The organism is Streptomyces sp. NBC_00386 (assembly GCF_036063235.1).
GTDB lineage: Bacteria > Actinomycetota > Actinomycetes > Streptomycetales > Streptomycetaceae > Streptomyces.
Genome location: NZ_CP107950.1, coordinates 9,096,757 through 9,118,852 on the forward strand (window position 1 = coordinate 9,096,757; position 22,096 = coordinate 9,118,852).

The 22,096-nt window shown below is 70.8% G+C and carries 23 protein-coding genes and 1 riboswitch; of the genes, 11 read left to right on the forward strand and 12 right to left on the reverse strand.

The genetic code is table 11. The features are described 5' to 3' along the window. Nucleotides 1-26 precede the first annotated feature (26 nt). Nucleotides 27-818: a glutathione S-transferase C-terminal domain-containing protein gene (locus OG780_RS39810; RefSeq protein ID WP_328456580.1), complete on the reverse strand. Its 792-nt coding sequence runs from the start codon at nucleotides 816-818 to the stop codon at nucleotides 27-29. A 111-nt stretch (nucleotides 819-929) separates the two neighbouring features. Then, on the reverse strand, nucleotides 930-995 hold the full coding sequence (locus OG780_RS44780; protein ID WP_351121255.1) for a putative leader peptide: 66 nt from the start codon (nucleotides 993-995) through the stop codon (nucleotides 930-932). Nucleotides 996-1,031: 36 nt separating this feature from the next. Continuing rightward, nucleotides 1,032-1,176: riboswitch (SAM riboswitch) on the reverse strand. Nucleotides 1,177-1,333: 157 nt separating this feature from the next. Between OG780_RS44780 and OG780_RS39815 the strand changes: the two genes are divergently transcribed. From OG780_RS39815 to OG780_RS39865, 11 genes are all read left to right on the forward strand, one after another. Next, entirely contained in the window at nucleotides 1,334-1,468 is a 135-nt protein-coding gene (locus OG780_RS39815) for a hypothetical protein (RefSeq protein WP_326789910.1), read from the forward strand. A 195-nt stretch (nucleotides 1,469-1,663) separates the two neighbouring features. Beyond that, a complete protein-coding gene (locus tag OG780_RS39820) occupies nucleotides 1,664-2,668 on the forward strand; it encodes an amino acid ABC transporter permease (protein WP_328456583.1) in 1,005 nt (334 codons plus the stop codon). Further along, nucleotides 2,665-3,564, forward strand: coding sequence for an amino acid ABC transporter ATP-binding protein (locus tag OG780_RS39825; protein WP_328456585.1), 900 nt, complete (start codon nucleotides 2,665-2,667; stop codon nucleotides 3,562-3,564). Before OG780_RS39820 ends, OG780_RS39825 begins: the two co-directional genes overlap by 4 nt. A 150-nt stretch (nucleotides 3,565-3,714) precedes the next feature. Beyond that, nucleotides 3,715-4,740: a transporter substrate-binding domain-containing protein gene (locus OG780_RS39830; RefSeq protein ID WP_328456587.1), complete on the forward strand. Its 1,026-nt coding sequence runs from the start codon at nucleotides 3,715-3,717 to the stop codon at nucleotides 4,738-4,740. Nucleotides 4,741-4,830: 90 nt separating this feature from the next. Next, on the forward strand, nucleotides 4,831-5,640 hold the full coding sequence (locus tag OG780_RS39835; RefSeq protein ID WP_328456589.1) for a GNAT family N-acetyltransferase: 810 nt from the start codon (nucleotides 4,831-4,833) through the stop codon (nucleotides 5,638-5,640). A 104-nt stretch (nucleotides 5,641-5,744) separates the two neighbouring features. After that, entirely contained in the window at nucleotides 5,745-5,858 is a 114-nt protein-coding gene (locus tag OG780_RS39840; protein ID WP_328456591.1) for a putative leader peptide, read from the forward strand. Nucleotides 5,859-5,931: 73 nt separating this feature from the next. Beyond that, entirely contained in the window at nucleotides 5,932-7,140 is a 1,209-nt protein-coding gene (locus tag OG780_RS39845) for an LLM class flavin-dependent oxidoreductase (protein ID WP_328456593.1), read from the forward strand. Between the two features lie 18 nt (nucleotides 7,141-7,158). Further along, nucleotides 7,159-8,535: an NtaA/DmoA family FMN-dependent monooxygenase gene (locus tag OG780_RS39850; RefSeq protein WP_328456595.1), complete on the forward strand. Its 1,377-nt coding sequence runs from the start codon at nucleotides 7,159-7,161 to the stop codon at nucleotides 8,533-8,535. Beyond that, complete coding sequence (locus OG780_RS39855; RefSeq protein ID WP_328456597.1) at nucleotides 8,532-9,671, forward strand: LLM class flavin-dependent oxidoreductase; 1,140 nt, start codon at nucleotides 8,532-8,534, stop codon at nucleotides 9,669-9,671. The genes OG780_RS39850 and OG780_RS39855 overlap by 4 nt, the downstream gene beginning before the upstream one ends. A 14-nt stretch (nucleotides 9,672-9,685) precedes the next feature. Next, entirely contained in the window at nucleotides 9,686-10,813 is a 1,128-nt protein-coding gene (locus OG780_RS39860) for an MsnO8 family LLM class oxidoreductase (RefSeq protein WP_328456599.1), read from the forward strand. A gap of 132 nt (nucleotides 10,814-10,945) precedes the next feature. Then, nucleotides 10,946-12,100 (forward strand): NADAR family protein, encoded by a 1,155-nt coding sequence (locus OG780_RS39865; protein WP_328456601.1) that lies wholly within the window; start codon nucleotides 10,946-10,948, stop codon nucleotides 12,098-12,100. Here the strand turns inward: OG780_RS39865 and OG780_RS39870 are convergent, their stop codons facing one another. The 10 genes from OG780_RS39870 to OG780_RS39915 all read right to left on the reverse strand — a co-directional run bounded on the left by OG780_RS39870 (nucleotide 12,101) and on the right by OG780_RS39915 (nucleotide 21,927). Then, nucleotides 12,101-12,466 (reverse strand): YciI family protein, encoded by a 366-nt coding sequence (locus tag OG780_RS39870; protein WP_328456603.1) that lies wholly within the window; start codon nucleotides 12,464-12,466, stop codon nucleotides 12,101-12,103. A gap of 60 nt (nucleotides 12,467-12,526) precedes the next feature. Next, nucleotides 12,527-13,084 carry an NADPH-dependent FMN reductase gene (gene ssuE, locus OG780_RS39875; RefSeq protein WP_328456605.1) on the reverse strand — a complete coding sequence of 186 codons (558 nt, stop codon included), beginning with the start codon at nucleotides 13,082-13,084 and terminating at the stop codon, nucleotides 12,527-12,529. A 105-nt stretch (nucleotides 13,085-13,189) separates the two neighbouring features. Next, a complete protein-coding gene (locus OG780_RS39880) occupies nucleotides 13,190-13,969 on the reverse strand; it encodes a serine aminopeptidase domain-containing protein (RefSeq protein WP_328456607.1) in 780 nt (259 codons plus the stop codon). A 1-nt stretch (nucleotide 13,970) separates the two neighbouring features. Beyond that, nucleotides 13,971-15,005, reverse strand: a complete 1,035-nt coding sequence (locus tag OG780_RS39885) for an LLM class flavin-dependent oxidoreductase (protein WP_328456609.1) — start codon at nucleotides 15,003-15,005, stop codon at nucleotides 13,971-13,973. A gap of 117 nt (nucleotides 15,006-15,122) precedes the next feature. Then, nucleotides 15,123-16,463 carry an LLM class flavin-dependent oxidoreductase gene (locus OG780_RS39890; RefSeq protein WP_328456611.1) on the reverse strand — a complete coding sequence of 447 codons (1,341 nt, stop codon included), beginning with the start codon at nucleotides 16,461-16,463 and terminating at the stop codon, nucleotides 15,123-15,125. 27 nt (nucleotides 16,464-16,490) lie between these two features. Then, nucleotides 16,491-17,357: an ABC transporter ATP-binding protein gene (locus OG780_RS39895; protein ID WP_442814229.1), complete on the reverse strand. Its 867-nt coding sequence runs from the start codon at nucleotides 17,355-17,357 to the stop codon at nucleotides 16,491-16,493. 131 nt (nucleotides 17,358-17,488) lie between these two features. Further along, the gene (locus OG780_RS39900) at nucleotides 17,489-18,391 is read right to left on the reverse strand and encodes an ABC transporter ATP-binding protein (RefSeq protein WP_328456615.1); all 903 of its coding nucleotides are present in this window, start codon (nucleotides 18,389-18,391) and stop codon (nucleotides 17,489-17,491) included. Further along, nucleotides 18,388-19,290, reverse strand: a complete 903-nt coding sequence (locus OG780_RS39905) for an ABC transporter permease (protein ID WP_328456617.1) — start codon at nucleotides 19,288-19,290, stop codon at nucleotides 18,388-18,390. The genes OG780_RS39900 and OG780_RS39905 overlap by 4 nt, the downstream gene beginning before the upstream one ends. A 2-nt stretch (nucleotides 19,291-19,292) precedes the next feature. Beyond that, nucleotides 19,293-20,321 carry an ABC transporter permease gene (locus OG780_RS39910; RefSeq protein WP_328456619.1) on the reverse strand — a complete coding sequence of 343 codons (1,029 nt, stop codon included), beginning with the start codon at nucleotides 20,319-20,321 and terminating at the stop codon, nucleotides 19,293-19,295. Between the two features lie 31 nt (nucleotides 20,322-20,352). Then, nucleotides 20,353-21,927, reverse strand: coding sequence for an ABC transporter substrate-binding protein (locus OG780_RS39915; protein ID WP_328456621.1), 1,575 nt, complete (start codon nucleotides 21,925-21,927; stop codon nucleotides 20,353-20,355). Nucleotides 21,928-22,096: the final 169 nt, after the last annotated feature.

The window sequence follows — 22,096 nt, forward strand, 5'->3', positions numbered from 1 at the left end:
CGGCAGGCCCGGTTCCGGCGGGAGCGTCAGACGTCCGCCGACAGGGGCACCGCATCACTCCCGTGCCGGAAGGCGGGGTGATCGCCGAGACGGCGTACGTAGTCCCGGAGCCGGGGACGCGAGCGGAGGGCGTCGCAGGGGCCCAGCCCGGTCAGAGCCGTCCATACGTCCACGTCCGCCGCCGTGAGGGAGTCGCCCAACACGTAGGGCTTCGCGGCGAGTTGACAGTCCAACAGTTCCAGGGCCGCCGCTAGTTCCGAGGACGGGGCGGACGGGGTGACATCGCGGTCCAGCAGATCGCGGAGGGCTTCGATGTCGGCGGCGAGGGACGGAGGGCAGAGCGCGGAGGGGCTCGTCGTGGTGTGACCGGAGAACAGTCCGGCCAGATCGCGGAGGATGGCGGGCGGGTGGTTGCTGACGATGCGTCCGCTCCACCGGTCGCACAGGGCGGGAGCGGTGAGCGGTCCGTCGAAGTGGTACTCGGTGGCCTCGTAGGCGCGGCGCAGTGAGGCGAAGGCGTCGGGTGTCCGCGCGGGGTCCGCCAGGAGTGTGGTGGCGACCGAGTCCCGAAGGCCGAGCAGTTCGAGGGTGATGGCGATACGCAGCGAGAACGGACAACTCCGCGACAGATACAGCTCGTAGCGGTGTGGAGCCGGGTAGAAGCCGCCGGCGAGACCGACACCGATGCGGCTGTCGACGCGGTGGGGGAGGACGGACGGTGTCGCCGTCGGCTGGAGGCGAAGGGCCGAGGGGAACGAAACCTGCTCACAGGGGCGTGCGTTGGCAGTGCTGGACGTGCGCGAAGCTGTCTCGGGCATGACTCTCCCTGGGGGAAGAAGGAAGCCACCGCCGCTTTGTGGGCACCGGCGGCCGAATGCGGATTGACTGCGCTGGTCGCACCGGTCCGGATCGCACGGACCGGCAGCGGATCAGTAAGCGCTGGAGACACGCAACAGATCGATGTGCAGGCGCCTCGTCAAGCCGTTCCTTGGCATTCCCACCGGTCCCGACTCCGGGGCTCGCGAGACGCGAGACCGCTCTTGTCCCGCCGCACCGGCGGGACCCGGTCGTCACCCGGGGCACCCCGTCGCGGTGGAAGGGTTGCCTGTCAGCGGGCCGGGGCCGATGACCACCGGAGCGGGCGAACCCGCACCGTGGGCGCTGACAATCGTGACCGTCCATGCCAGTCTCGGTGCGCTCTGTTGTGCCGTCAAGGAGGCCGCACGTGCGGTCTCACCTGGTGGTCACCCGCATTGACATTGTTTTCGGGGCGGGCCTAACCTGCGGCCCACTACAGGATGCCTTTTCGGCCGGAGTAGAAATGGTGACGGCGATGCACACAGCTGACGGGACGGCCGCATGGCGGCGCCTCGGCCGCGATGTGCTGTGCGCCGACCGCTCCGTGGACCTGCTGCGCGTCAACAGCGCCCTCTGTACGGGCATGTGTCGCTCCCTCAGCCGAGGCTGACCGCCCCTTCGGGTCTTTGACGACCAGGGGCTGACGGCTCTTCGAGTTTTCGACGACCACCGCTGTCGCGATGTGTCCTTTCCCGTTCAGCCCCCGTTCCACGTGTGCCCGTGCCTCGCCGCGTACTGAGCCGTCCCGCTCGGCGTGGCGCTGCCGCTCCGTGGTCCGGGGTGTCCGAATCCGCTGGAGCTCTCCATGAGTCAACCTTCCGGCAGCGCTGTGTCCTTCGGATCAGCGGCGCCCGCAGAGGCGATCCCCCGTACCGACCTCCCCGCCGCACCCAAGCCTCTGGCGGCCCAACGAGTCCTTCCGCTCCGGCGTCCCGGCCGCTGGATCATCACGGCCGTCGTACTCGTGCTGGCCGCCCAGATCGCCCACGGCCTGGTGACCAACCCCTTCTACCAGTGGGATCGGTTCCAGTACTGGTTCTTCCGCCCCACCATTCTCGACGGCCTTCTCATCACCCTCGAAGTGGCCCTCTACAGCGCCGTGTTGGGCCTTCTCGGCGGTATCGTGCTGGCTCTGGCCAGGCTCTCCCGGAGCCCGGTGCTGCGCGCGGTGAGCTGGGTCTACACCTGGCTGTTCCGATCGGTGCCGCTGATCGTGGTCCTGCTGTTCCTCTACAACTTCAGCGCGCTGTACCAGACGTTGAGCGTGGGCGTTCCGTTCGGGCCGGCCTTCTTCACCTTCGACGAGTCCCGCCTGGCCACCGACATGGCCGTCGCCGTCGTAGGACTGAGCCTGAACGAAGCGGCGTACGCCTCCGAAGTGGTACGCGGCGGCGTTCTCTCCGTCGACCAGGGCCAGCACGAGGCGGCCTCCGCCCTGGGGCTGCCGAAGCGGTACCAGTTCGCGAAGATCGTCTTCCCGCAGGCACTGCGCTCCATCACCCCCAACTACGTGAACCAGTTGATCGGCCTGATCAAGGGCACCTCGCTGGTCTTCTACGTGTCCCTGCTGGACCTGTTCGGCTCCGTGCAGAGCATGGGCAGCACCTACCCCGGCGACATCGTGCCGCTGCTCCTCGTGGCCACCGCCTGGTACCTGATCCTCACCAGCGTCGTGTCCGTCATCCAGTTCTACGTCGAGCGGTACTACTCGCGGGGCGCGCTGCGCACCCTGCCGCCGACCCCGTTGCAGAAGGCGCGGAACGCTCTGCGTGACGTGCGGGCCCGGTTCCGGAGGGAGACGGCGATATGAGCGGCGAGACGCATCTGACGACAGTGAGGACTCGGACGGCCCCGGCCGCCGACGCGGCGGAAGTCGCGTCGACCGCCTCCGCCCGGGCGGCGGACGCCACCGCGACCGCCGAGAGCGCCGGAGCGCTCCAGGTCGAGCCGGCCGCGGTCGAGGTGCACGATGTGCACAAGTGGTACGGAGCCCAACGGGTTCTGGACGGTGTGGAGTTGACCGTGCGGCCCGGTGAGGTGACGGTCGTCCTCGGTCCGTCCGGCTCCGGGAAGTCCACCCTCCTGCGGGTGATCAACCATCTGGAGAAGCCCGAGATCGGCCATGTGAGCCTGAACGGTGAGCTCATCGGCGTACGCAGGCACGGCGACCGTCTCAAGGAGCTGAGCGAGCGGGCCATCCTGGCCCAGCGCAGCCGGATCGGGTTCGTGTTCCAGAACTTCAACCTCTTCCCGCACCTGACCGTGCTGGACAACGTGGCCGCCGCTCCCGTGGCGACCGGGCGGCTGTCCAGGGCCGGGGCGCGGGACCTGGCCCGCGATCTGCTCGCCCGGGTGGGCCTGGCCGACAAGGCGGCCGCCTACCCCCGGCAACTGTCGGGCGGTCAGCAGCAGCGCGTGGCCATCGCCCGCGCGCTCGCCCTGCGGCCCGGAGTCATCCTCTTCGACGAACCGACGTCGGCGCTCGACCCCGAACTGGTCGGCGAGGTCCTCGCCGTCATCAAGGATCTGGCACACAGCGGCACCACGCTGGTCATCGTCACCCACGAGATCGGCTTCGCCCGCGAGATCGCCGACCGGGTGGTCTTCATGGACGGCGGCCGCATCGTCGAACAGGGCCCGCCCGAGCAGGTGTTGGACCATCCGCGAGAAGCGCGCACCAGAGAGTTCCTGAGCAAGGTGCTCTGACCGCTTCCTCTCGACGCGCAGCGAGACACCTCTCGCCGAGGTGCTCCTGCCTCACCGCCCCGACCCGCGGCGGGGCGGCTCTCCCCCGATTCGGCGGCCCGCAGGGACCGTTCCCCCACATCTCTCACCGCACACCCGATAAGGACAGCCATGCCCACCTTCAGCCTGAACCGCAAGGCCCTCCGCGGCGTCGCCGCCACCGCCGCCGTCGCCTCCCTCGCGGCCTCCCTCGCCGCGTGCGGGGGAGACAGCGACGCCGCCACCCGCACGCGGACCGACGCGGCCGGAACCGTGACCGTGGGCGCGCTCTCCAACGGGGCCGCCAAGGAGACCGTGCTGAAGGTCTCCGAGGTGAAGTCGATCAGCGATGAGCTGCCCAAGTCCGTAGCCGAGAGAGGCACGTTGGTCGTGGGGATCGGCGCACTGCCCGCAGGGTCCCCGCCCTTGAACTTCGTGGGACAGGACCAGAAGACGCTCACCGGCAGCGAACCCGACCTCGGCAAGCTGGTCGCCGCGGTCCTCGGGCTGAAGCCGGTCGTGAAGAACTCGACCTGGGAGAACCTGTTCGTCGGCGTCGACAGCGGCAAGGTGGACGTCGCCTTCTCCAACGTCACCGACACCGAGGAGCGCAAGAAGAAGTACGAGTTCGCCTCGTACCGGCAGGACAACCTCGCCTTCGAGGTCCTGAAGAAGAGCACGTGGAACTTCGACGGCGACTACCGGAACCTGGCCGGCCAGACCGTCGCGGTGGGTGCCGGCACCAACCAGGAGAAGATCCTGCTGGAGTGGAAGGCGAAGCTGGCCAAGGCGGGCAAGGCGTTCACCGTCAAGTACTACCAGGACAACAACGCCACGGCTCTGGCGCTGAACAGCGGGAAGATCGACTCCTTCTTCGGCCCCAACCCGGCTGTCGCCTACCGCGCCACCCAGAACGCCAAGTCCCCCCACCCGACCCGCAACGCGGGCCAGTTCTCCGGCGCGGGCGAGACGATCCAGGGCCTGATCGCGGCCACCGCGAAGAAGGACAGCGGGCTCGCGAAGCCGGTCGCCGATGCCATCAACTACCTGATCAAGAACGGCCAGTACGGCAAGTGGCTGGCCTCTTGGAACCTCTCCGACGAGGCGGTGGAGACCTCCCAGGTCAACCCGCCCGGCCTGCCGCTCGACAACTCCTGAAACCACCGTGCGCCCAAGGGACTTCGCCGTGCGCGGCGAAGTCCCGGGGCGCGTCCGGCCGCGTTCCAGATACGGAGAACCCGCACCGCCATGTCCACCAGCGTCCACCCCGTCCCCGTCCCCGTCCCCGTCCCCGTCCCCGTCCCTTCCCCGAGTCCGACCGCACCGCACGTCCTCGACAACGCGGCGTGGGCCGCGCTGACCGGTCCGCACGCCCACCTCGCCGAGCGCGTCGGCCGGGCCGCCCGCTATCCCACGGACATGTCCCCGTTCACCGCCCTCGACGACCCCGCCGACCCCCGCTCGTGGGACGACCTGGCCGCACTGGTCGGTCCCGGCGCGGTCACCCCCGTCACCGCGGTGCGGGCCGTGCCCGACGGCTGGACGATCGAACGCAGCGGCGACGGGGTTCAGTTGACCGCCACCACGCTGCACTCCGAGCCCGCGCCCGAAGCGGTACGGCTCGGCCCCGCCGACGTGCCCGAGATCCTCGGCCTGATCGCCCTCACCCGGCCGGGCCCCTTCCTGCCCCGTACCGTCGAACTCGGCACCTACCTGGGCATCCGGGAAGGCGGTCGCCTGATCGCCCTGGCCGGCGAGCGCCTGCGCCCGCCGGGCTGGACCGAGATCAGCGCGGTGTGCACGCACCCCGGCCACCGAGGCCGGGGCCTGGCCACCCGTCTCGTCCGCGCGGTCGCGGCGGGGATCAGGGAGCGCGGAGACATCCCCTTCCTGCACGCCGCCGCCGACAACACGAACGCGATCCGGCTCTATGAGTCGATCGGGTTCACCCTGCGCCGTCGCACGCGTTTCGTGCTCGTCCGCACACCCGGCGGACAGCAGTCGGTGCACGCCGGACAGGAAGAGGCCGGGCAGCCGGAAGAAAAGGCACACCCGTGAGGTTGGGACTGTTCACGACCGTGCGGCGCCCCGTCGGGGAACCGCGAGGGCCGGGCGGACGAGAGACCCGGGAGCACCGGGCCGAGAGGGCGGAGGTGAGGCACATGCGCCGCGTGTCCCGCCGCGTGCCGAGGCCGCTCGCACCCCGCCCCCTGCACCTGTACGGCCGGCCGCACATCGATCTGCAGCGGGTCGCCGGCGCGCTCTGTCGCCCCTGACCCGTCTCCACGCAGCCCCGCCCCGCTCGCCGGGGCGGGAATCCTCGTACGGCCGATCAGGAAGGCACCTCCCGTGTCCTCGTCACGCTCTCCCCTGCACCTCGCCGTCGCCCTCGACGGCGCCGGCTGGCACCCGGCCGCCTGGCGCGAACCGGTCGCCCGCCCCGGTGAACTGCTCACCGCCGCCTACTGGGCCGATCTGGTCACCGAGGCCGAGCACGGTCTGCTCGACTTCGTGACCATCGAGGACGCGCTCGGCCTCCAGTCCTCCTCGCCCGCGGAACCGGACGGCCGCACCGACCAGGTCCGCGGACGCCTGGACGCCGTCCTCATCGCCGCGCGGATCGCGCCACTGACCCGTCACATCGGCATCGTGCCGACCGTAGTGGCCACCCACACGGAGCCGTTCCATACCTCCAAGGCCATAGCCACCCTCGACTATGTGAGCACCGGCCGTGCCGGTGTGCGCGTCCAGGTCACGGCACGCCAGAACGAGGCCGCACACTTCGGACGCCGAACCCTCCCGCAGTTCCGAATCGAGGACTACCGCACGCCCGCCGGGCAGGAGCTCGTGACCGACCTCTTCGAGGAGGCCGCCGACTACGTCGAGGTGGTCCGCAGGCTCTGGGACAGCTGGGAGGACGACGCGGAGATACGCGACGTCGCCACCGGCCGCTTCATCGACCGCGACAAGCTGCACTACATCGACTTCGAGAGCGGCCGCTTCAGCGTCAAGGGCCCCTCTATCACCCCCCGGCCGCCACAGGGCCAGCCGATCGTCAGCGCCCTGGCCCACGCCACCGTCCCGTACCAGCTCGTGGCCCGGGCCGCCGACCTCGGCTACGTCACCCCTCACGACGCCGAACAGGCACGCGCCGTCGTCGAGGAGATCCGCGCCGAACAGACCGCGGCCGGCCGGGGGGACGAGACCGTGCACGTCTTCGGCGACCTCGTGGTCTTCCTGGACGACGACCCCGGAGCCGCCGAGGCCCGTCGCGAGCGGCTGGACGCCCTCGCGGGCCACCCGTACACCAGTGACGCCCGGATCTTCACCGGAACCCCGGCCGAACTCGCCGATCTCCTCCAGGAGTTGAGCGAGGCGGGACTGTCCGGCTTCCGGCTCAGGCCCGCCGTCGTCGGGCACGACCTCCCCGCGATCACCCGAGGCCTGGTGCCCGAACTCCAGCGCCGGGGCGCCTTCCGGCGGGCCTACGAGGCCGACACCCTGCGCGGGCTGCTCGGGCTCGCCCACCCCGCGAACCGCTACGCCACCACCGCCTGAGCCGGAAGGACCCCGACCATGAGCAAGCCGCTCAAGCAGATCCACCTCGCGGCGCACTTCCCCGGCGTCAACAACACCACCGTGTGGAGCGACCCCGAGGCCGGCAGCCATATCGAGTTCAGCTCCTTCGCGCACTTCGCGCGCACCGCCGAGCGCGCCAAGTTCGACTTCCTGTTCCTCGCCGAAGGCCTGCGCCTGCGCGAACAGGGTGGACACATCTACGACCTGGACGTCGTCGGACGGCCTGACACCTTCACCGTCCTCGCCGCGCTCGCCGCCGTCACCGAACACCTCGGTCTGACCGGCACCATCAACTCCACCTTCAACGAGCCCTACGAGGTGGCCCGCCAGTTCGCCAGCCTCGACCACCTCTCCGGCGGGCGTGCCGCCTGGAACGTCGTCACCTCCTGGGACGCCTTCACCGGCGAGAACTTCCGCCGCGGCGGCTTCCTGCCGCAGGAGGAGCGCTACTCGCGGGCCAAGGAGTTCCTGGCCACGGCGAACGAACTCTTCGACTCCTGGCGGGGGGACGAGATCGTCGCCGACCGGGCGGGCGGCACCTTCCTCAACGACGCCAAGGCCGGAGCCTTCGTCCACCACGGACAACACTTCGAGATCGAGGGGCAGTTCAACGTCCCGCGCTCCCCGCAGGGCCGCCCGGTGATCTTCCAGGCCGGTGACTCCGAGGAAGGGCGCGAGTTCGCCGCCTCCGGCGCCGACGCCATCTTCAGCCGCTACTCCACGCTCAAGGAGGGCCAGGCCTTCTACACGGATGTCAAGGCGCGTCTCGCCCGCTACGGCCGTCGCTCCGACCAGCTGCTGATCCTGCCCGCCGCGACCTTCGTGCTCGGTGACACCGACGCCGAGGCCGAGGAGCACGCCCGCGAGGTGCGACGCCTCCAGGTCAGCGGCGCCACCGCCATCAAGCACCTGGAATTCGTCTGGAACCGCGACCTGTCCGCCTACGACCCGGACGGTCCGCTTCCCGACATCGACCCGGACCTCGGCGAACACACCGTCGCACGAGGCCGCGCGCAGGTCCGGATGTACCGCGACCCGCTGGCCACCGCTCGTGAGTGGCGCGAACGGGCGGCCGCCAACAAGTGGTCCATCCGCGACCTCGTCATCGAGACCGGCAGCAGGCAGGCCTTCGTCGGCAGCCCCGCCACGGTCGCCGCGACCATCAACGACTTCGTCCAGGCGGACGCCTCCGACGGCTTCATCCTCGTCCCGCACATCACCCCGGGCGGCCTCGACGCCTTCGCCGACAAGGTCGTCCCGCTCCTCCAGGAACGCGGCGTCCACCGCACCGAGTACGAGGGCACGACCCTGCGCGACCATCTCGGCCTCGCCCACCCCGACGCCGGGACGCCGGCCGACCGGGTGGCGTCATGAAGTTCCTGGCGATCACCCTGATCGTGCACGCGCCCCACCCCGTCACAGGGATCCGGAAACCCACGAACGACCGCTTCCGCGAGGTGATCGACAACGCGCTGCTCGCCGAGGAGCTGGGCTTCGACGGCTTCGGCGTGGGGGAGCGGCACGAGCGTCCGTTCATCTCGTCCTCACCGCCCGTGGTCCTCAGCCACATCGCCGCGCTCACCTCACGGATCCGGCTGTTCACCGCGGTCACCACCCTCAGCCTCCTCGACCCGGTGCGGGCGTACGAGGACTACGCGACGCTCGACCATCTGTCGGGCGGACGCCTGGAGCTGATCGTCGGCAAGGGGAACGGCGCCGCGCAGCGGGAGCTGTTCCAGGTCACCCCCGAGGACCAGTGGGACCGCAACGCCGAGAGCTACGAGGTGTTCCGCCGGATCTGGCGGCAGGACAAGGTCACGGCGGCGACCCGCTTCCGCCCGGAACTCAAGGACGCCGAGGTGTGGCCCCGTCCCCTCCAGCGGCCCGTCCGGGTCTGGCACGGCAGCGCCACCAGCAAGGAGTCGGTCGACCTGGCCGCCCGCCACGGCGACCCGCTCTTCTCCGCCAACGTCACCAACCCCATCGAGCCATATGCCGAGTTGATCCGCCACTACCGCGAACGCTGGGAGCACTACGGCCACGATCCGGCCGGCATCGCGGTCGGAGCGGGGACGGCCGGCATCTACGCGGCCCGGACCTCCCAGGAGGCGCTCACCGCCTACCGGCCTGTCTTCGAGGGAAACCTGGCGTTCCAGAAGCGGCTCGGCCTGGAGCCGGTGTTCACCTCGCTGGAGGACTTCGTGGAGCGCAGCTCGGCACTGATCGGCAGTCCCCAGCAGATCATCGACAAAGTACACCGGTATCACGCGGAGTTCGGGCACAGCGTGCTGCATCTGCACGCGGACGCGGGAGGGCTGACGGACCGTCAGCACCGCGACTCACTCGAACTGTTCCAGTCCGCCGTCGCGCCCGTGCTGCGCCGCGAGATTCCCGACCCGCCGTTCCCGTGGGAGCCGGTCCTCGGGTCGTCCGGGCCCGCGCCCGAAGCCGTACCCGCTCTCGAACCCGTACCCGCTCTCGTACCCGCCCGCACATCCGCCGAGCGCTGAGGAGGCCTCCGCCCATGTCCGACATCCCTCTCGGCGTCCTTGATCTCGTTCCGGTCTCCTCCGGCTCCACCGCCGGTGACGCCCTGCGCAACTCCATCGATCTGGCCCGGCGGGCCGAGAGCCTCGGGTACGCCCGCTACTGGTTCGCCGAACACCATCTCAACCCGGGCGTGGCCGGAACCTCGCCCGCGGTCGTCCTCGCCCTGACCGCCTCCGCGACCTCGACCATCCGCCTCGGCTCCGGTGCCGTGCAACTCGGCCACCGCACCGCCCTGTCCACGGTCGAGGAGTTCGGCCTGATCGACGCGCTGCACCCCGGGCGCCTCGACCTGGGCCTCGGGCGCTCCGGCGGCAAACCGTCCGGTCCGCCCTCCGTCCCGCCCGTGACCGCGACTCCCGTGGTCGACGGCCGCGCCCCGAACGGACTCCGCATTCCACCCCGCTTCTCCTTCGAACACCTTCTGGGCTCACCGCGGGTCGCCGTCCAGCGCGCCCTCCTCCAGCAGCCCAACGCCCAGTCGCAGGACTACGGCGAGCAGATCGACGACATCCTCGCGCTGCTCGCGGGCACCTACCGCTCGGCGGACGGCACGCAGGCGCGCGCCGTCCCCGGTGAGGGCGCGGACCTGCAACTGTGGATCCTGGGCAGCAGCGGTGGGACGAGTGCCGAGGTCGCGGGCCGGGGCGGACTCAGGTTCGCGGCGAACTACCACGTCAGTCCGGCCACCGTGCTGGAGGCGGTGGACGGCTACCGAGCGGCGTTCCAGCCCTCCGAGGTCCTCGACAAGCCGTACGTCAGCGTGTCCGCGGACGTCGTGGTCGCCGAGGACGACGAGACCGCCCGTGAACTCGCCACGGGATACGGCCTCTGGGTCCGCAGCATCCGTACGGCCGAGGGGGCCATCGAGTTCCCCACGCCGGACGAGGCACGCGCCCACGTCTGGTCGGACGCAGACCGGGCACTCGTCCAGGACCGCCTCGACACCCAGTTCGTCGGCTCACCGCGCCGCGTCGCCGACCAGCTGGAGCAGCTCCAAGAAGCCACCGGAGCCGACGAATTGCTGATCACGACCATCACCCACGGGCACGCGGACCGGGTGCGGTCGTACGAACTGCTGGCCGAGGAGTGGCGCGTGCGGTGAGCCGGCGTCGGCCTCAGGAGAGACGGCCGCAGCCGACGAGCCGTGAACCCCGTGCCCGGGACTGCGGGCACGGGGCCGTCACATGAGGGCCCACGCGTACCGCTCGCGAAGGACAGGCGATAGCGTGTGCCCATGACCTGGCGGGGACCGACCTATCGGATGGTGGGCGGAGAGAGGATCGACGGGACCTGGTGCCACGTCTGGCGGCGGCATCGAGCAGATGCTGATTACTACGTCGACGACCTGATCGTCTTTGCGGACGGGGCGATCACCTGTGGGGAACGCACAGACCTGGCCGGCCTCGGGAGGATGCTGGCGACGGGCCGACTGGCGGTGACCGGGCCTGACGCTCCGCCGCTTCCCGGCGAGCCATCGAAGTGGGCCTCTCGTCACGGGGAACCGCTGACACCAGAGGGATTTCTTCTGGACGTCTCCGACCGCGTCGAAGCGCTCAACGAGCGGCCGACCGCCGGGCAACGCTGCCGTGATGCGATTCGGCGCTTTCAACAGGAGCCGGCCGAGTCCAACCGGGCACTTCTCCGAGCGGCGTACCTGGCGGTGCCACCGCATCTTCGGATCTATGTCCTCGGAGACATGGACCGTCAGGACCGGCCCTTGCGGATCCTGCTCACGGACATCGGTGAGCCCGTCGACGGCGATGGCCCGGTCGTGACGGCGAAGATGCATCAGGACGTCCTGAACTACTTCAACGCCGGAGATCAGGGAGTCCGGAGCGAGAGAGAGCGGCGAGCCGCCCGGCATTCCGACGATCCTTCAGAACCTGGCCGACCGGCTCTGATCTCCCACGAGACCGTCTACCCCCAGGGCTGGCCCGAGGAACCGGGTCTGTTCATGCTCCGCAACGACTTCCCGGCGCAGATCGTGTTCGCCGGCGAATGCTACGCGTCCGTTCTGCATGGGTATTGGGCTTGGGCGGCGGCGGACGACGCCGACAGAAGGAGAATCCGGGACGCGGCCTCCGGCCGGGAGGCACATGACCTGGGCGGTCAGGTGAAACACAGGACCGACTGGCCGGAGGTTCGCCTCGCGGTCATGGCAGGTCTCCTTCGCGCGAAGTTCACACAGCACCCCGCACTCGCCCAGGTCCTCGTGTCCACCGAGGATGCCAGGATCAGCTACACCGGTCTCTCGGACTCACCTTTCTGGCGAGACGTGTCCGACGGCCGAGGGCGAAACTGGATCGGACGACTGCTCGAACTGACCCGTTCCGAGCTCGCTGCCCAGCGATTGCTCCGGTTCGAGGAACCCGGCGTCGGAAGCGTGTGATCAGCCGTCTCCCATGCCGGACACGTCATGGATCGGCCGCACCTCGACCGCCACCACGTGGAAGTCGAGTACGCGCTCGGCGACGGCGCGCGCCCGCTCGGGGGTCGCGCACTCGATCACGTAGTAGGCGGTGAGGTGTTCGGCGGCTTCCACGAACGGCCCGGCGGCCGCGGCCGGTTCTTCCTCGCTCCATCGCAGAGTCGTGGTGTCCCGCGGATGGGCCAGCCCCGCTCCGTTCAGCAACTCGCCCGAGCCCTCCAGATCCTTGTGGAAGGCTTCATGCCGGCGGAACACCTCGGTCCGCTGCTCCGCCGTCATCGCTTCGGTCGCCGCGGGATCGGCGTACATCAGCACCATGTATTTCATGGCTTCATGCCGGCATCGGGGACTGACATCCACGGTGCGGGGCGATGCCGGCGGTCCCGTTCAGCCGGTCGGGGCGAGGGCGGTCGTGCGGCCTCCCAGCGCGGCGGAGAAGTGGTCCGTCACCTGCTCCAGCGCCTGGGCCGCGGCGGGCGCGATCACGGCTGTGCCGTCCTCGTCGGCGGTGACATCCTTGTCGAGGGTGAACCAGCCGGGCACGATGTGCGACGCGCCCATGGAAGTGAGCACCGGGCGCAACGCGTAGTCGATGGCGAGGACATGGGCCGTGCTGCCGCCGGTCGCGAGGGGCAGTACCGTCTTGCCGGCCAGCGCGTACTGCGGGAGCAGGTCGAGCAGCGACTTCAACAGGCCCGAGTAGGCGGCCTTGTACACGGGCGTGCCGATCACCACCCCGTCCGCCCCCTCGATCAGGGCGGCGGCCTCGACGATCGCGGGGTGCTGGAAGTCGGCCCCGAGCAGCGCATGGGCGGGAAGTGCACGTACCTCCAGCGGAATCACCTCATGGCCCTGGAGGCGGAGCCGGTCATCCAGGTGACGCAGGAGACGCGTGGTGCGGGAGGTGGGGGAGGGGCTTCCGGAGACGGACACGATCGTGGCCATGGCGGACCTTCCGGGTCGGGATTCGGTTACGTGAAGCGGGTGTGCGGCGAAGGGCGGTGCGGTCGCGGCGGGAGAGTTCACCCGCCGCGACCGCACCGCGAGCCCTCACCAGGCGCTCGAGCGCACGGTGATCAGCGGCCGCGGGTCACCACCCCGCAGCGCTTCGAGGAAGGTGATGACCTCGGCCGCCACCGAGCGGTGCTGGAGGTCGTTGAGGACGTCGTGGTGGGCGCCGCGCACGGCCGAAAGGCGGGCCAGGGGCAGCGACTTGGCCAGACGGGCGAGCGCCTCGTCGTCGGCGAGCGGATCGGAGTCGCCGACGAGCAGCAGGGTAGGGACGGGTGTCTCGCTGTCGTAGGCCGCGCCGAGCACGAATTCCGGTATCGCGTCGTTGAGTGACCCTCGCCGTACCTGTGGGTCCTGGGAGAGGTTGCCCCGATGAGTGGGGCACGAGGTGCGGACGTCGAGCTCGTCGTCCCACGTCCCGACGCCCTCGCCGGTCTCCGCGGACGGGCCGGGAAGGCCGGCGAGGACGAGGGCGTCCGGCCACCAGGCGGCCGGAGCCTGCGCCCCGCCGAGGAGCGCGGCGAGCGCGACGGCCCCCGAGTCCACCCCGACGAGGACGACAGGCCGTACGACACCCTCCTTCGAGGAGGTGCCCTCCACGGCGTCGGCGAGCCGGGCCGCCAGATCGGCCAGGGAAGCGGTCGGGTCCTCGGCGTCGAGGGCCGGGGGGTCGATCACCCGGACGCGGTAGGCGTCGGCGGCGAGCCGTCCGCCGAAGCGCGCGTAGGTCGCCCGGGTCTCGCCGCGACCGGGCACCACGAGGATCGTGCCGCGGACGAGGAGCCCCTCGGGCCCGTGGTGGTCGCTGTACTGGGTCATCTCATACTCCTGCGGATGCGGGCTCGTCCGTGTGCGCGGGCTTCCAGCCGAGCGCGGGTGCCACCTCGGTCGCGATGAGTTCGAGGGCACGGACGGAGGCGTCGTGGTCGGGGACGGCGGGGTTGAACTGGGTGATCAGGTCGGTCGCGACGGGCAGGACCTTCTCGCGGCCCAGGGCTGCGACGATGTCGTCGGGATGGCCGTAGAAGGCGTGGAAGCGGCGCAGCGCCTCGTCCGGGCCGAGGCCCTCCGGGAACGCGCCGCTCTCGGCCATGCGCAGTGCCGCCCGGTGCACGTCGTCGCCGATCGCGCGGAGCGCCGTGCGCCGGTCCTTGGCCGGGAAGACGAAGCGGGACAGGCCGATGCGCGGGCGGTGCGGCTGGTCCCAGGCGGCGAGGAAGGCGTCGGCCCAGGGGCGTTGCACCTCGTCGATGGGGGCGTCGAACCCGTAGGCCGCCCGGTTGAGCAGCAGGTTCGAGCCGCTGCGCGCGGCGTACTCGGCACCCTGCGCGCTGAAGACGCCCTGCCAGAAGCGGCGGCCGAAGTCGCCGGGGCGGGGCTGGATGCGGAAGCCGGGTGTGCCCACGTCGTCGTGGGCCAGGGCCCGGCGCAGGACGTCGAGGTTCTCGCTGGTCAGTTCGCGCTTGCGGCCGGCGTCCTTGCCGAACGCGGCGTACTCCAGGGCGCTCGATCCGCTGCCCACGCCGATCTCGACGCGGCCGCCGCTGAGGGCGTCGACGGTGGCGATGTCCTCGGCGAGCCGGACCGGATCCTCCAGCGGGAGGACGGTGACGGCGGTGCCCAGCCGGATCCGGGTGGTCCGCGCGGCCGCGTGGGCGAGGAAGGTCCAGGGCGAGGACAGTCCACCGCCCCCGAGGGAGACGTGGTGCTGGGCGACCCAGCCGACGTCGAAGCCGAGTTCGTCCGCCACGGTGAACAGTTCCTGCGCGTTGCGGTAGGTGCGGGCGATGTCGGGATCGCGTCCCTGGACGTGGGTGAGGAAGCCGAGCCTGAAACGTGGTCGCTCGCTCGTCATGGGATGTCGGCCTTTCGGTGTCGGGCCGCCGTGCCGGCCGGTTGCCGGGTGAGCGGGCCGGTGGACCCGGCCGGTGGAGGCGAAGGCGTGGTCCACCGGCCGGTCGCGGCGCGAATCTCAGTCGCTCACGAGCTGCGGCTCGCGGGTGTGGCGGTTGGCCGGGACGGGCAGGCCGAGGTTGCCGCGCAGGGTGTCGGCCGCGTACTCGGTGCGGAACAGTCCGCGCTTCTGGAGGATCGGGACGACACCGTCGACGAAGAGGTTCAGTTCGTCCTCGGTGCGGAAGGCGAGGTTGATGCCGTCGAAGGTGCCGGCGTCGAACCACTTCTCCACGGTGTCGGCGACGGTCTCCGGGGCGCCGACGAACGGCGAGCCGCGGAACTGATTGACGGACTCCGCGACTTGACGCAGGGTCAGGCCCTCGGTCCGGGCCCGTTCGATGAGGGCGGACGCTCCGGTGCGGCCACCCTTCTCCGCGAGGTGCGCGACATCGGGGAACGGCGCGTCCAGGTCGTGCGCGCTGAAGTCGTAGGCGCCGAAGGAGCGGCCGAGCAGGGCGAGGTTGCGGTCGAAGTCGTTGTCCTCCTCGAAGATCTCCCGTTCGCGGCGCCGGGCCGCCTCGTCGGTGGCGGCGACGACCGGACTCCCGTGGATGAAGATCTTGATGTGGTCGGGGTTCCGGCCGTAGGAAGCGGTGCGCTTCTTGACGTCGGCGTAGTACTCCTGGGCCTGCTGGAGGGAGCCGCCCGGTGCGTAGATGCCCTCGGCGACCTGCGCGGCCAGGTCACGGCCCTCCTCGGAGACCCCGGCCTGGAAGATGACCGGCTGGCCCTGCGGGGAACGGGAGAGGTTGAGCGGTCCCGCCACCTTGAAGTGCTCGCCCTCGTGGTCGAGCGCGTGCAGCTTGGCCGGGTCGAGGAAGACGCCCCGGTCCACGTCGGCCGGGAAGGCGTCGTCCTCGTAGGAGTCCCACAGGCCGCGGGCGACCCGGACGAACTCCAGGGCGCGGCCGTAGCGGGTGGTGTAGTCGAGGTGTTCGTCGAGCCCGAAGTTCCGGGACGTACCGGTGTCGAAGCTGGTGACGACGTTCCAGCCGGCCCGACCGCCGCTGATGTGGTCGAGGGAGGCGAACCGGCGGGCCAGGTTGAACGGCGAGTTGTACGTCGAACTCGCCGTGCCGACTAGGCCGATGTGCCGGGTGTGGGTCGCGACCGCGGACAACAGGGTCAGCGGTTCCAGGCGGTTGAGGTAGTGCGCCGGATAGGTGGCGTTGATGAACTGGCTGTCGACGATGAACAGCGCGTCGAAGAGGGCGTGTTCGGCCGCCTTCGCCAGCCGGATGTAGTAGTCGATGTCGATGCTGGCGTTCTTCGCCACGCGCGGGTCCTTCCACAGACCGTGCTGGCCGGGACCGCCGACACCGTAGGGGTGCAGGGCGAGATGGATGGTGCGGGGCATGGCGTTTCTTCCTGTCTCTCGTGGGGTTCAGACGTTCAGCAGGGCCCGCAGGGCGGCGCGTTCGGCCCGGTCGGCCGGGGCCGAGTGCAGCGTGGGCGCGGAACGGACCAGCAGGCGGGTGTACGGGTGCCGGGGCCGGCCGATGACATCGCGGGCGGCGCCGGTCTCGACCAGCTCGCCCTGGTACAGCACGGCGATGCGGTCGGCGATCCCGGCGACGGAACCGAGGTCGTGGGAGATGAAGACGAGGGCCACACCCTCGTCGCGGAGTTCCTGGAGGATCCGCAGGATCTGGACGCGGTTGGCGGAGTCCAGGGCACTGACCGGCTCGTCGAGGATGACAAGACGCGGTTCGGTGACCAACGCCCGTGCCACGGCGACGCGTTGGCGCTGCCCGCCGGAGAGCTCACCGGGCAGCCGGTCGAGCAGGTCCTCGGACAGCTGGACGCGGGCGAGGAACGCGCGGACCCGGCGTGCGGCCTCGTCGCGGGACACACCCCGGACGAGCAGCGGCTCGGCCAGGGAGGCTTCGATCGTGAGGTCCGGGTCGAGGCTGCGCAGCGGGTCCTGGAAGACGTACTGGACCAGACCGCGGCGGCGCAGCGCGCGCCACCGGCGCCCGCCGTAGGCCGTCACGTCCTCGCCGTCGACGACGACGGACCCCGCGGAGGCGCGCACCAGGCCGAGCACGGCCCGCGCCAGGGTGGACTTGCCCGAGCCCGTCTCGCCGATGATCCCGACGGTCTCGCCGGGCACGACGCGCAGCGAGACACCCCGCAGCGCGTGCCGGCGCCGCCGGCGCGGTCCGTAGCGCACTTCGAGGTCCGTGACCTCCAGGACGGGCCGGGTCGGCTCCCCGGAGGCGGTGGGCCCCGCGGCCGGGCCGGTGCTCACGGCCTGGGTGCCCGTGACTCCGGGTTCCACGGTCTCGGTGTCCGTGGTTCCGGAGTTCAAGGCCTGGGTGTCCGTGGTTCCGGCGTTCACGGTCTCGGTGTCCGCGGCTTCGGTCCTCGCGGTCTCGGTGCTCATGCGTCCTCCTCGGGCGCGAGGAACTTCTCCAGGCCGTACTGCTGGTGTTCGGCGATCAGCAGCCGGGTGTACTCGTGCCGCGGACGGTGGAGCACGTCCTCGGTCGGGCCCTGTTCGACCACCTCGCCGTGGCGCATGACGAGGACTTCGTCGCACAGCTGGGCGACGACGGCGAGGTCGTGGGAGACCACGACGAGGGCCAGTCCGGTCCGCTCGCGCAGATCGGCGAGCAGGTCGAGGATCTCGGCCTGGACGGTGACGTCGAGCGCGGTGGTGGCCTCGTCGGCGACGAGGATCCGCGGTCCCGCGGCGATCGCCACGGCGATGAGGACCCGCTGGAGCATGCCGCCGGACAGCTCGTGCGGGTACTGGGAGCTGACGAGTTCCGGGTCCCGCAGGTGGACGGACCGCAGCAGTTCGACCGCCCGGCGTCGGGCCGCGCGCCGCTTCAGTCCCTTCTTGACCCGGACGACCTCGGCGATCTGCGCCCCGACCCGGATCGAGGGGTTGAGATAGGACGCCGGGTCCTGGAAGACCGCGCTGATCGTCGCGCCCCGCAGGTCCGTCCACCGGGCGGGGGACAGGCCGGCGATGTCGCTGCCGTCGATCTCCACCGAGCCGCCGGTGATCTCGAAGGGGCCGGGCAGGATGCCCAGCGCGGCACGGCAGGTGAGGGTCTTTCCGCTGCCGGACTCGCCGACGATGCCGACGGCACGGCCGGGCGTGAGCGCGAAACTCACGCCGTGCACGATCTCCCGGCCGGTGGCCGGGTCGCCGATGCGCACATCGCGTACGGCCAGCACCGGGGACGGAGACCGGGCCGGCTCTCCGGGACCGGGTCCGGTGGCTTCCTCGGTCGCCTCGGCCTGGGCGGGGAGCTTCTCGGACAGGGTGGTCATCGCGCACCTCCTGCGGGAGCGGGGTCGGCCTCGGTGCGGCGGTCGGTGCGACGGCCGGCCCGTGCGCCGCGGTCGGCGGCCGGTGTGCGGCCCGCCTCGCCGGAGACGTCGCGGACGGCGTCGGCGAGGAGGTTGCAGGCCCAGACGGTCACCATGATCAGCAGGGCGGGGGCGAGCGGTGCCCACGGCTGGTGGCTGAGGTAGCCCAGATCCGAGGCGAGCAGGCCGCCCCAGGTGGGTGCGGGAGGCTGTACCCCGATCCCGAGGAAGGTCAGGCTCGACACGATGACGAAGCCGACCCCGACCGTCTGCGCGAGCGCGACCGCGATCGGCGGAAGCACCTTGCCCCAGATGTGACGGCGTACGATCCAGCCGGTCGAGGCGCCCGAGATGATCGCGGCCTCCACGTACGGCGAGCGGGCGACGGCCAGGGTGGCGGCGCGGGCCACGCGGTAGAACAACGGGGACACCAGCGCGCCGGTGACCAGCATCGCCTGGGTGAGACCGTTGCCGAGCAGGGCGACCACGGCTACGGCGAACAGCAGGAACGGCAGGGCGACCAGCGTGTCGGCGAGCCGGAGGGTGACCCATTCGAAGACCCGGCCGAGATGGACCGACAGGATGCCGGGGACGGCGCCGATGGCCAGGGCCGTGAACGCGACCTCCAGCGAGCCGAGGACGCTGACGCGGGAGCCGTCGAGGAGCCGGCTCAGCACGTCACGGCCGAGGTAGTCGGTCCCCAGCCAGTGGGCGCCGGAGGCGGCGGCGAGCGGATGGTCGCTGGTCGCCAGGGGGCTCTGCGGAGCGAGCAGCGGCCCGAACACGGCGAGCACGGCGATCGCGGTGAGGACGGCCAGGGCGATCCGGCCGGAGGTGAGGGCGAGGACGCGGCGCACCATGGTCACACCCCCCGCCGGGAGGCCGGCGTCACGCGGGCCAGCACCAGGTTGACGAGCAGGTTGAAGGCGACGACCAGGACGATCGACACCACGAGGACGCCCTGCACGGCCGGTACGTCCCCGGCCTGCGCCGAGTCGTTGGCGAACCGTCCGAAACCCTGGAGTCCGAAGATCCATTCCGTGACGACGGAGGCGCCGACCAGGGCGGGGAACTTCAGGCCGAGGGTGGCGAGCGCGGGCCCGAGGCCGTTGCGCAGCACGTGGCCGAAGAAGATCCGGCGCGGACCGAGCCCGCGGACCACCGCGCCGGTCACGTAGTTCTCGCGGTAGGCCCCGACGAGGCTTCCGCGCAGCTGACGGGCGACATCGGCGACGACGTCGAAGCTCAGCGCCACGGCGGGCAGGGTGATGTGCGCGAGCCACGGCCCGAACCCCTGCTCCGCCGGTATGTATCCGGCGGACGGGAACAGGTGCAGCCCCACCGAGAAGACGGCGACGAGCACGATGCCGACGACGAAGGCCGGCATCACCGAGATCACCGTCACGAAGCCGGTGATCGCGCGGTCGACCCAGGTGGTGCGGCGCACCGCCGCGAGCGTGCCGAGACCGAAGCCCGCGACGACACCGATGATCAGCGCGAAGGTCGCCACCGACAGGCTCACGCCCAGGCCGAGGCCGATGAGGGTGGAGATGTCGGCGCCGTTGGTCCAGCTCGTGCCGAGCCGGCCGTGCAGGACGTCACCGAACCAGTCCCCGTACTGGACGAGGAAGGGCCGGTCGAGGCCCCAGTGGGCCTCGACACGGGCGACCGCCTCGGGAGTCGCTTCCTCGCCCAGCTGGATGCGCGCCGGGCTGAGTCCGCTCAGCGACCGCAGCGCGAACGTCACGAACGTCGCGACCAGGAAGACGGGCACGAAGATCGCGACCGACCGGGCGAGGGTGGCCAGGACGCGGCCCAGGGTGTACCGGGTCCGGGCCGCGGCGGCCGGGAGACGGACGTCGGGCGGGGCCGTTGTCTCCGTCGTCGTCATGGGTTGCCCCCTCTCTGTGATGGACGGAGTGTCAGTTGCCGCCGGCGATGGTCACGCCGGTCCAGTCGATGTGGGCGGGGTTCTTCGGCAGGTCGGAGATGCTCTTGCTCTTGGCGATGAGGTTGGGCGAGGAGTACGTGAAGACCAGCGCCTTGCTCTTGAGGCCGGCCCGGGTCGCCGTCTGGAGGACCTTCGCGTAGTCGGGCGAGTCCAGCGGGGTCCGGCGGACCTTGGCGATGGCCGCCTCGAAGCCGGACGGCTCGTAGGGCGAGCTGAGGTTGAGCGGGCCGTTCGGGCCGAAGTGCGCGGTGAGCGTCTGCGCCGCGGAGTCACGGCCCGTGGTGCCGTACAGCGAGAACGTCAGGTCCTTGGCGAAGAACGGAGTGGCCCAGTTCTTGTCGATCTTGATCGTGACGGTGATGCCGACCTTCGCCAACTGCGCCTGGACTATCTCGGCTTGAGGGTCCTCGGCCGGGATGACCAGGTTGAGCTTGAGGTCACCGGCCTTGTGGCCGGCCTCGGCGAGAAGCTTCTTCGCCTTCGCGGGGTCGTACGCGTAGGTGTCGGCCGATTCCGGGTCGAAGGCGACGTACCCCTTCGGGAACGGCTGGTTGGTCACCGAGCCGTAGCCGAAGGTCAGCTTGTCGACGAACTCCTGACGGTTGATCGCGTAGCGGACGGCGTCGACGACCTTGTCGTCGTCGAACGGCGCCTTGTTGGTGTTGAGGCTGAGGTTGGAGGCGTTGAAGCCGGGCTGCACGAAGACGTCGAGTCCGGCCTTCTTGGCCGCGTCGGCCTGACTCGGGGCTATGTCGGCGAAGTTGTAGACGCCGGTCTGGAGTCCGGAGACGACGGTGGAGGCGTCGGGGGCGGAGCTCAGCTCGACGGTGTCGATGTGGATGTTCTTGGCGTCCCAGTAGTCCGGGTTCTTCTTCAGGACGGCCTTGGTGCCCGGGACGAGCTGGGTGACGGTGAACGGGCCGGCGCCGACCGGGCCCTGGTCCAGTTTGGCGGGGGACGCCGCCGCCTTCGGACTGGCGATCTGGAGGACGCGCTCGCCCAGCAGTTGGGGTATCTGGTAGTCGACCTGGCTGAGGTGGATCACCGCGTCGAGGCCCTTGGCGTCGACCGACGTGATCGAGGTCAGGTCGCCGAACAGGGCGGAGTTCTTCTGCTTCTTGGCCCGTTCGATCGCGGCCTTCACGGCGGCACCGTCGACCGGCGTGGCGTCGCTGAACTTCAGGCCGGGCCGCAGATGGAAGGTGACCACGTCGCCCTTGGCGTTGTAGTCCCAGCTCTTGGCCAGGTCGGGGACGGCCTTTCCGTTCTCGTCCGTCCGCGTCAACGAGGCGTAGACCAGCGCGAGTTCACGGAACTGTGCGCCACTGCCGCTGACGACCGGGTCCCAGTGGGCGGGGAAGTAGGAGGAGGTCCACTTCAGCGCGGCGGAGCCGGCGGACGAGGAGGTCTCGCCGCCGCAGGCGCTGAGCGCGGGGACGAGCACGGTGGCGAGGGCGGTGCCCAGGGCGGCGGCGCGCAGCCGGCCGGGTCGAGGGGCGGAACGGAAGGCCGTGGCGGGGGTGCGGGGCGTGAGACGTCCGGGCATCGGATTGCTTTCTGCGAAGGCTCCCGCCGCGCCGGGGCGGCGGGCGGGGAGCGAGGGCGGCCCGCCCCGCGGACGGACGCCACGCAGGCCGAAGACGCGCATGCCTGTGTGTGCTTCGGTGCGCACGGGGGCATGCCGCGTTCAGGGCAGGAGGCGTCGGCGGATCGCG

Coding starts and splice junctions, on each gene's coding strand:
- OG780_RS39810 (WP_328456580.1), bottom strand. CDS start 818: ATGCCCGAGACAGCTTCGCGCACGTCCAGCACTGCCAACGCACGCCCC.
- OG780_RS39815 (WP_326789910.1), top strand. CDS start 1,334: ATGCACACAGCTGACGGGACGGCCGCATGGCGGCGCCTCGGCCGCGAT.
- OG780_RS39820 (WP_328456583.1), top strand. CDS start 1,664: ATGAGTCAACCTTCCGGCAGCGCTGTGTCCTTCGGATCAGCGGCGCCC.
- OG780_RS39825 (WP_328456585.1), top strand. CDS start 2,665: ATGAGCGGCGAGACGCATCTGACGACAGTGAGGACTCGGACGGCCCCG.
- OG780_RS39830 (WP_328456587.1), top strand. CDS start 3,715: ATGCCCACCTTCAGCCTGAACCGCAAGGCCCTCCGCGGCGTCGCCGCC.
- OG780_RS39835 (WP_328456589.1), top strand. CDS start 4,831: ATGTCCACCAGCGTCCACCCCGTCCCCGTCCCCGTCCCCGTCCCCGTC.
- OG780_RS39840 (WP_328456591.1), top strand. CDS start 5,745: ATGCGCCGCGTGTCCCGCCGCGTGCCGAGGCCGCTCGCACCCCGCCCC.
- OG780_RS39850 (WP_328456595.1), top strand. CDS start 7,159: ATGAGCAAGCCGCTCAAGCAGATCCACCTCGCGGCGCACTTCCCCGGC.
- OG780_RS39855 (WP_328456597.1), top strand. CDS start 8,532: ATGAAGTTCCTGGCGATCACCCTGATCGTGCACGCGCCCCACCCCGTC.
- OG780_RS39860 (WP_328456599.1), top strand. CDS start 9,686: ATGTCCGACATCCCTCTCGGCGTCCTTGATCTCGTTCCGGTCTCCTCC.
- OG780_RS39865 (WP_328456601.1), top strand. CDS start 10,946: ATGACCTGGCGGGGACCGACCTATCGGATGGTGGGCGGAGAGAGGATC.
- OG780_RS39870 (WP_328456603.1), bottom strand. CDS start 12,466: ATGAAATACATGGTGCTGATGTACGCCGATCCCGCGGCGACCGAAGCG.
- ssuE (WP_328456605.1), bottom strand. CDS start 13,084: ATGGCCACGATCGTGTCCGTCTCCGGAAGCCCCTCCCCCACCTCCCGC.
- OG780_RS39880 (WP_328456607.1), bottom strand. CDS start 13,969: ATGACCCAGTACAGCGACCACCACGGGCCCGAGGGGCTCCTCGTCCGC.
- OG780_RS39885 (WP_328456609.1), bottom strand. CDS start 15,005: ATGACGAGCGAGCGACCACGTTTCAGGCTCGGCTTCCTCACCCACGTC.
- OG780_RS39890 (WP_328456611.1), bottom strand. CDS start 16,463: ATGCCCCGCACCATCCATCTCGCCCTGCACCCCTACGGTGTCGGCGGT.
- OG780_RS39900 (WP_328456615.1), bottom strand. CDS start 18,391: ATGACCACCCTGTCCGAGAAGCTCCCCGCCCAGGCCGAGGCGACCGAG.
- OG780_RS39905 (WP_328456617.1), bottom strand. CDS start 19,290: ATGGTGCGCCGCGTCCTCGCCCTCACCTCCGGCCGGATCGCCCTGGCC.
- OG780_RS39910 (WP_328456619.1), bottom strand. CDS start 20,321: ATGACGACGACGGAGACAACGGCCCCGCCCGACGTCCGTCTCCCGGCC.
- OG780_RS39915 (WP_328456621.1), bottom strand. CDS start 21,927: ATGCCCGGACGTCTCACGCCCCGCACCCCCGCCACGGCCTTCCGTTCC.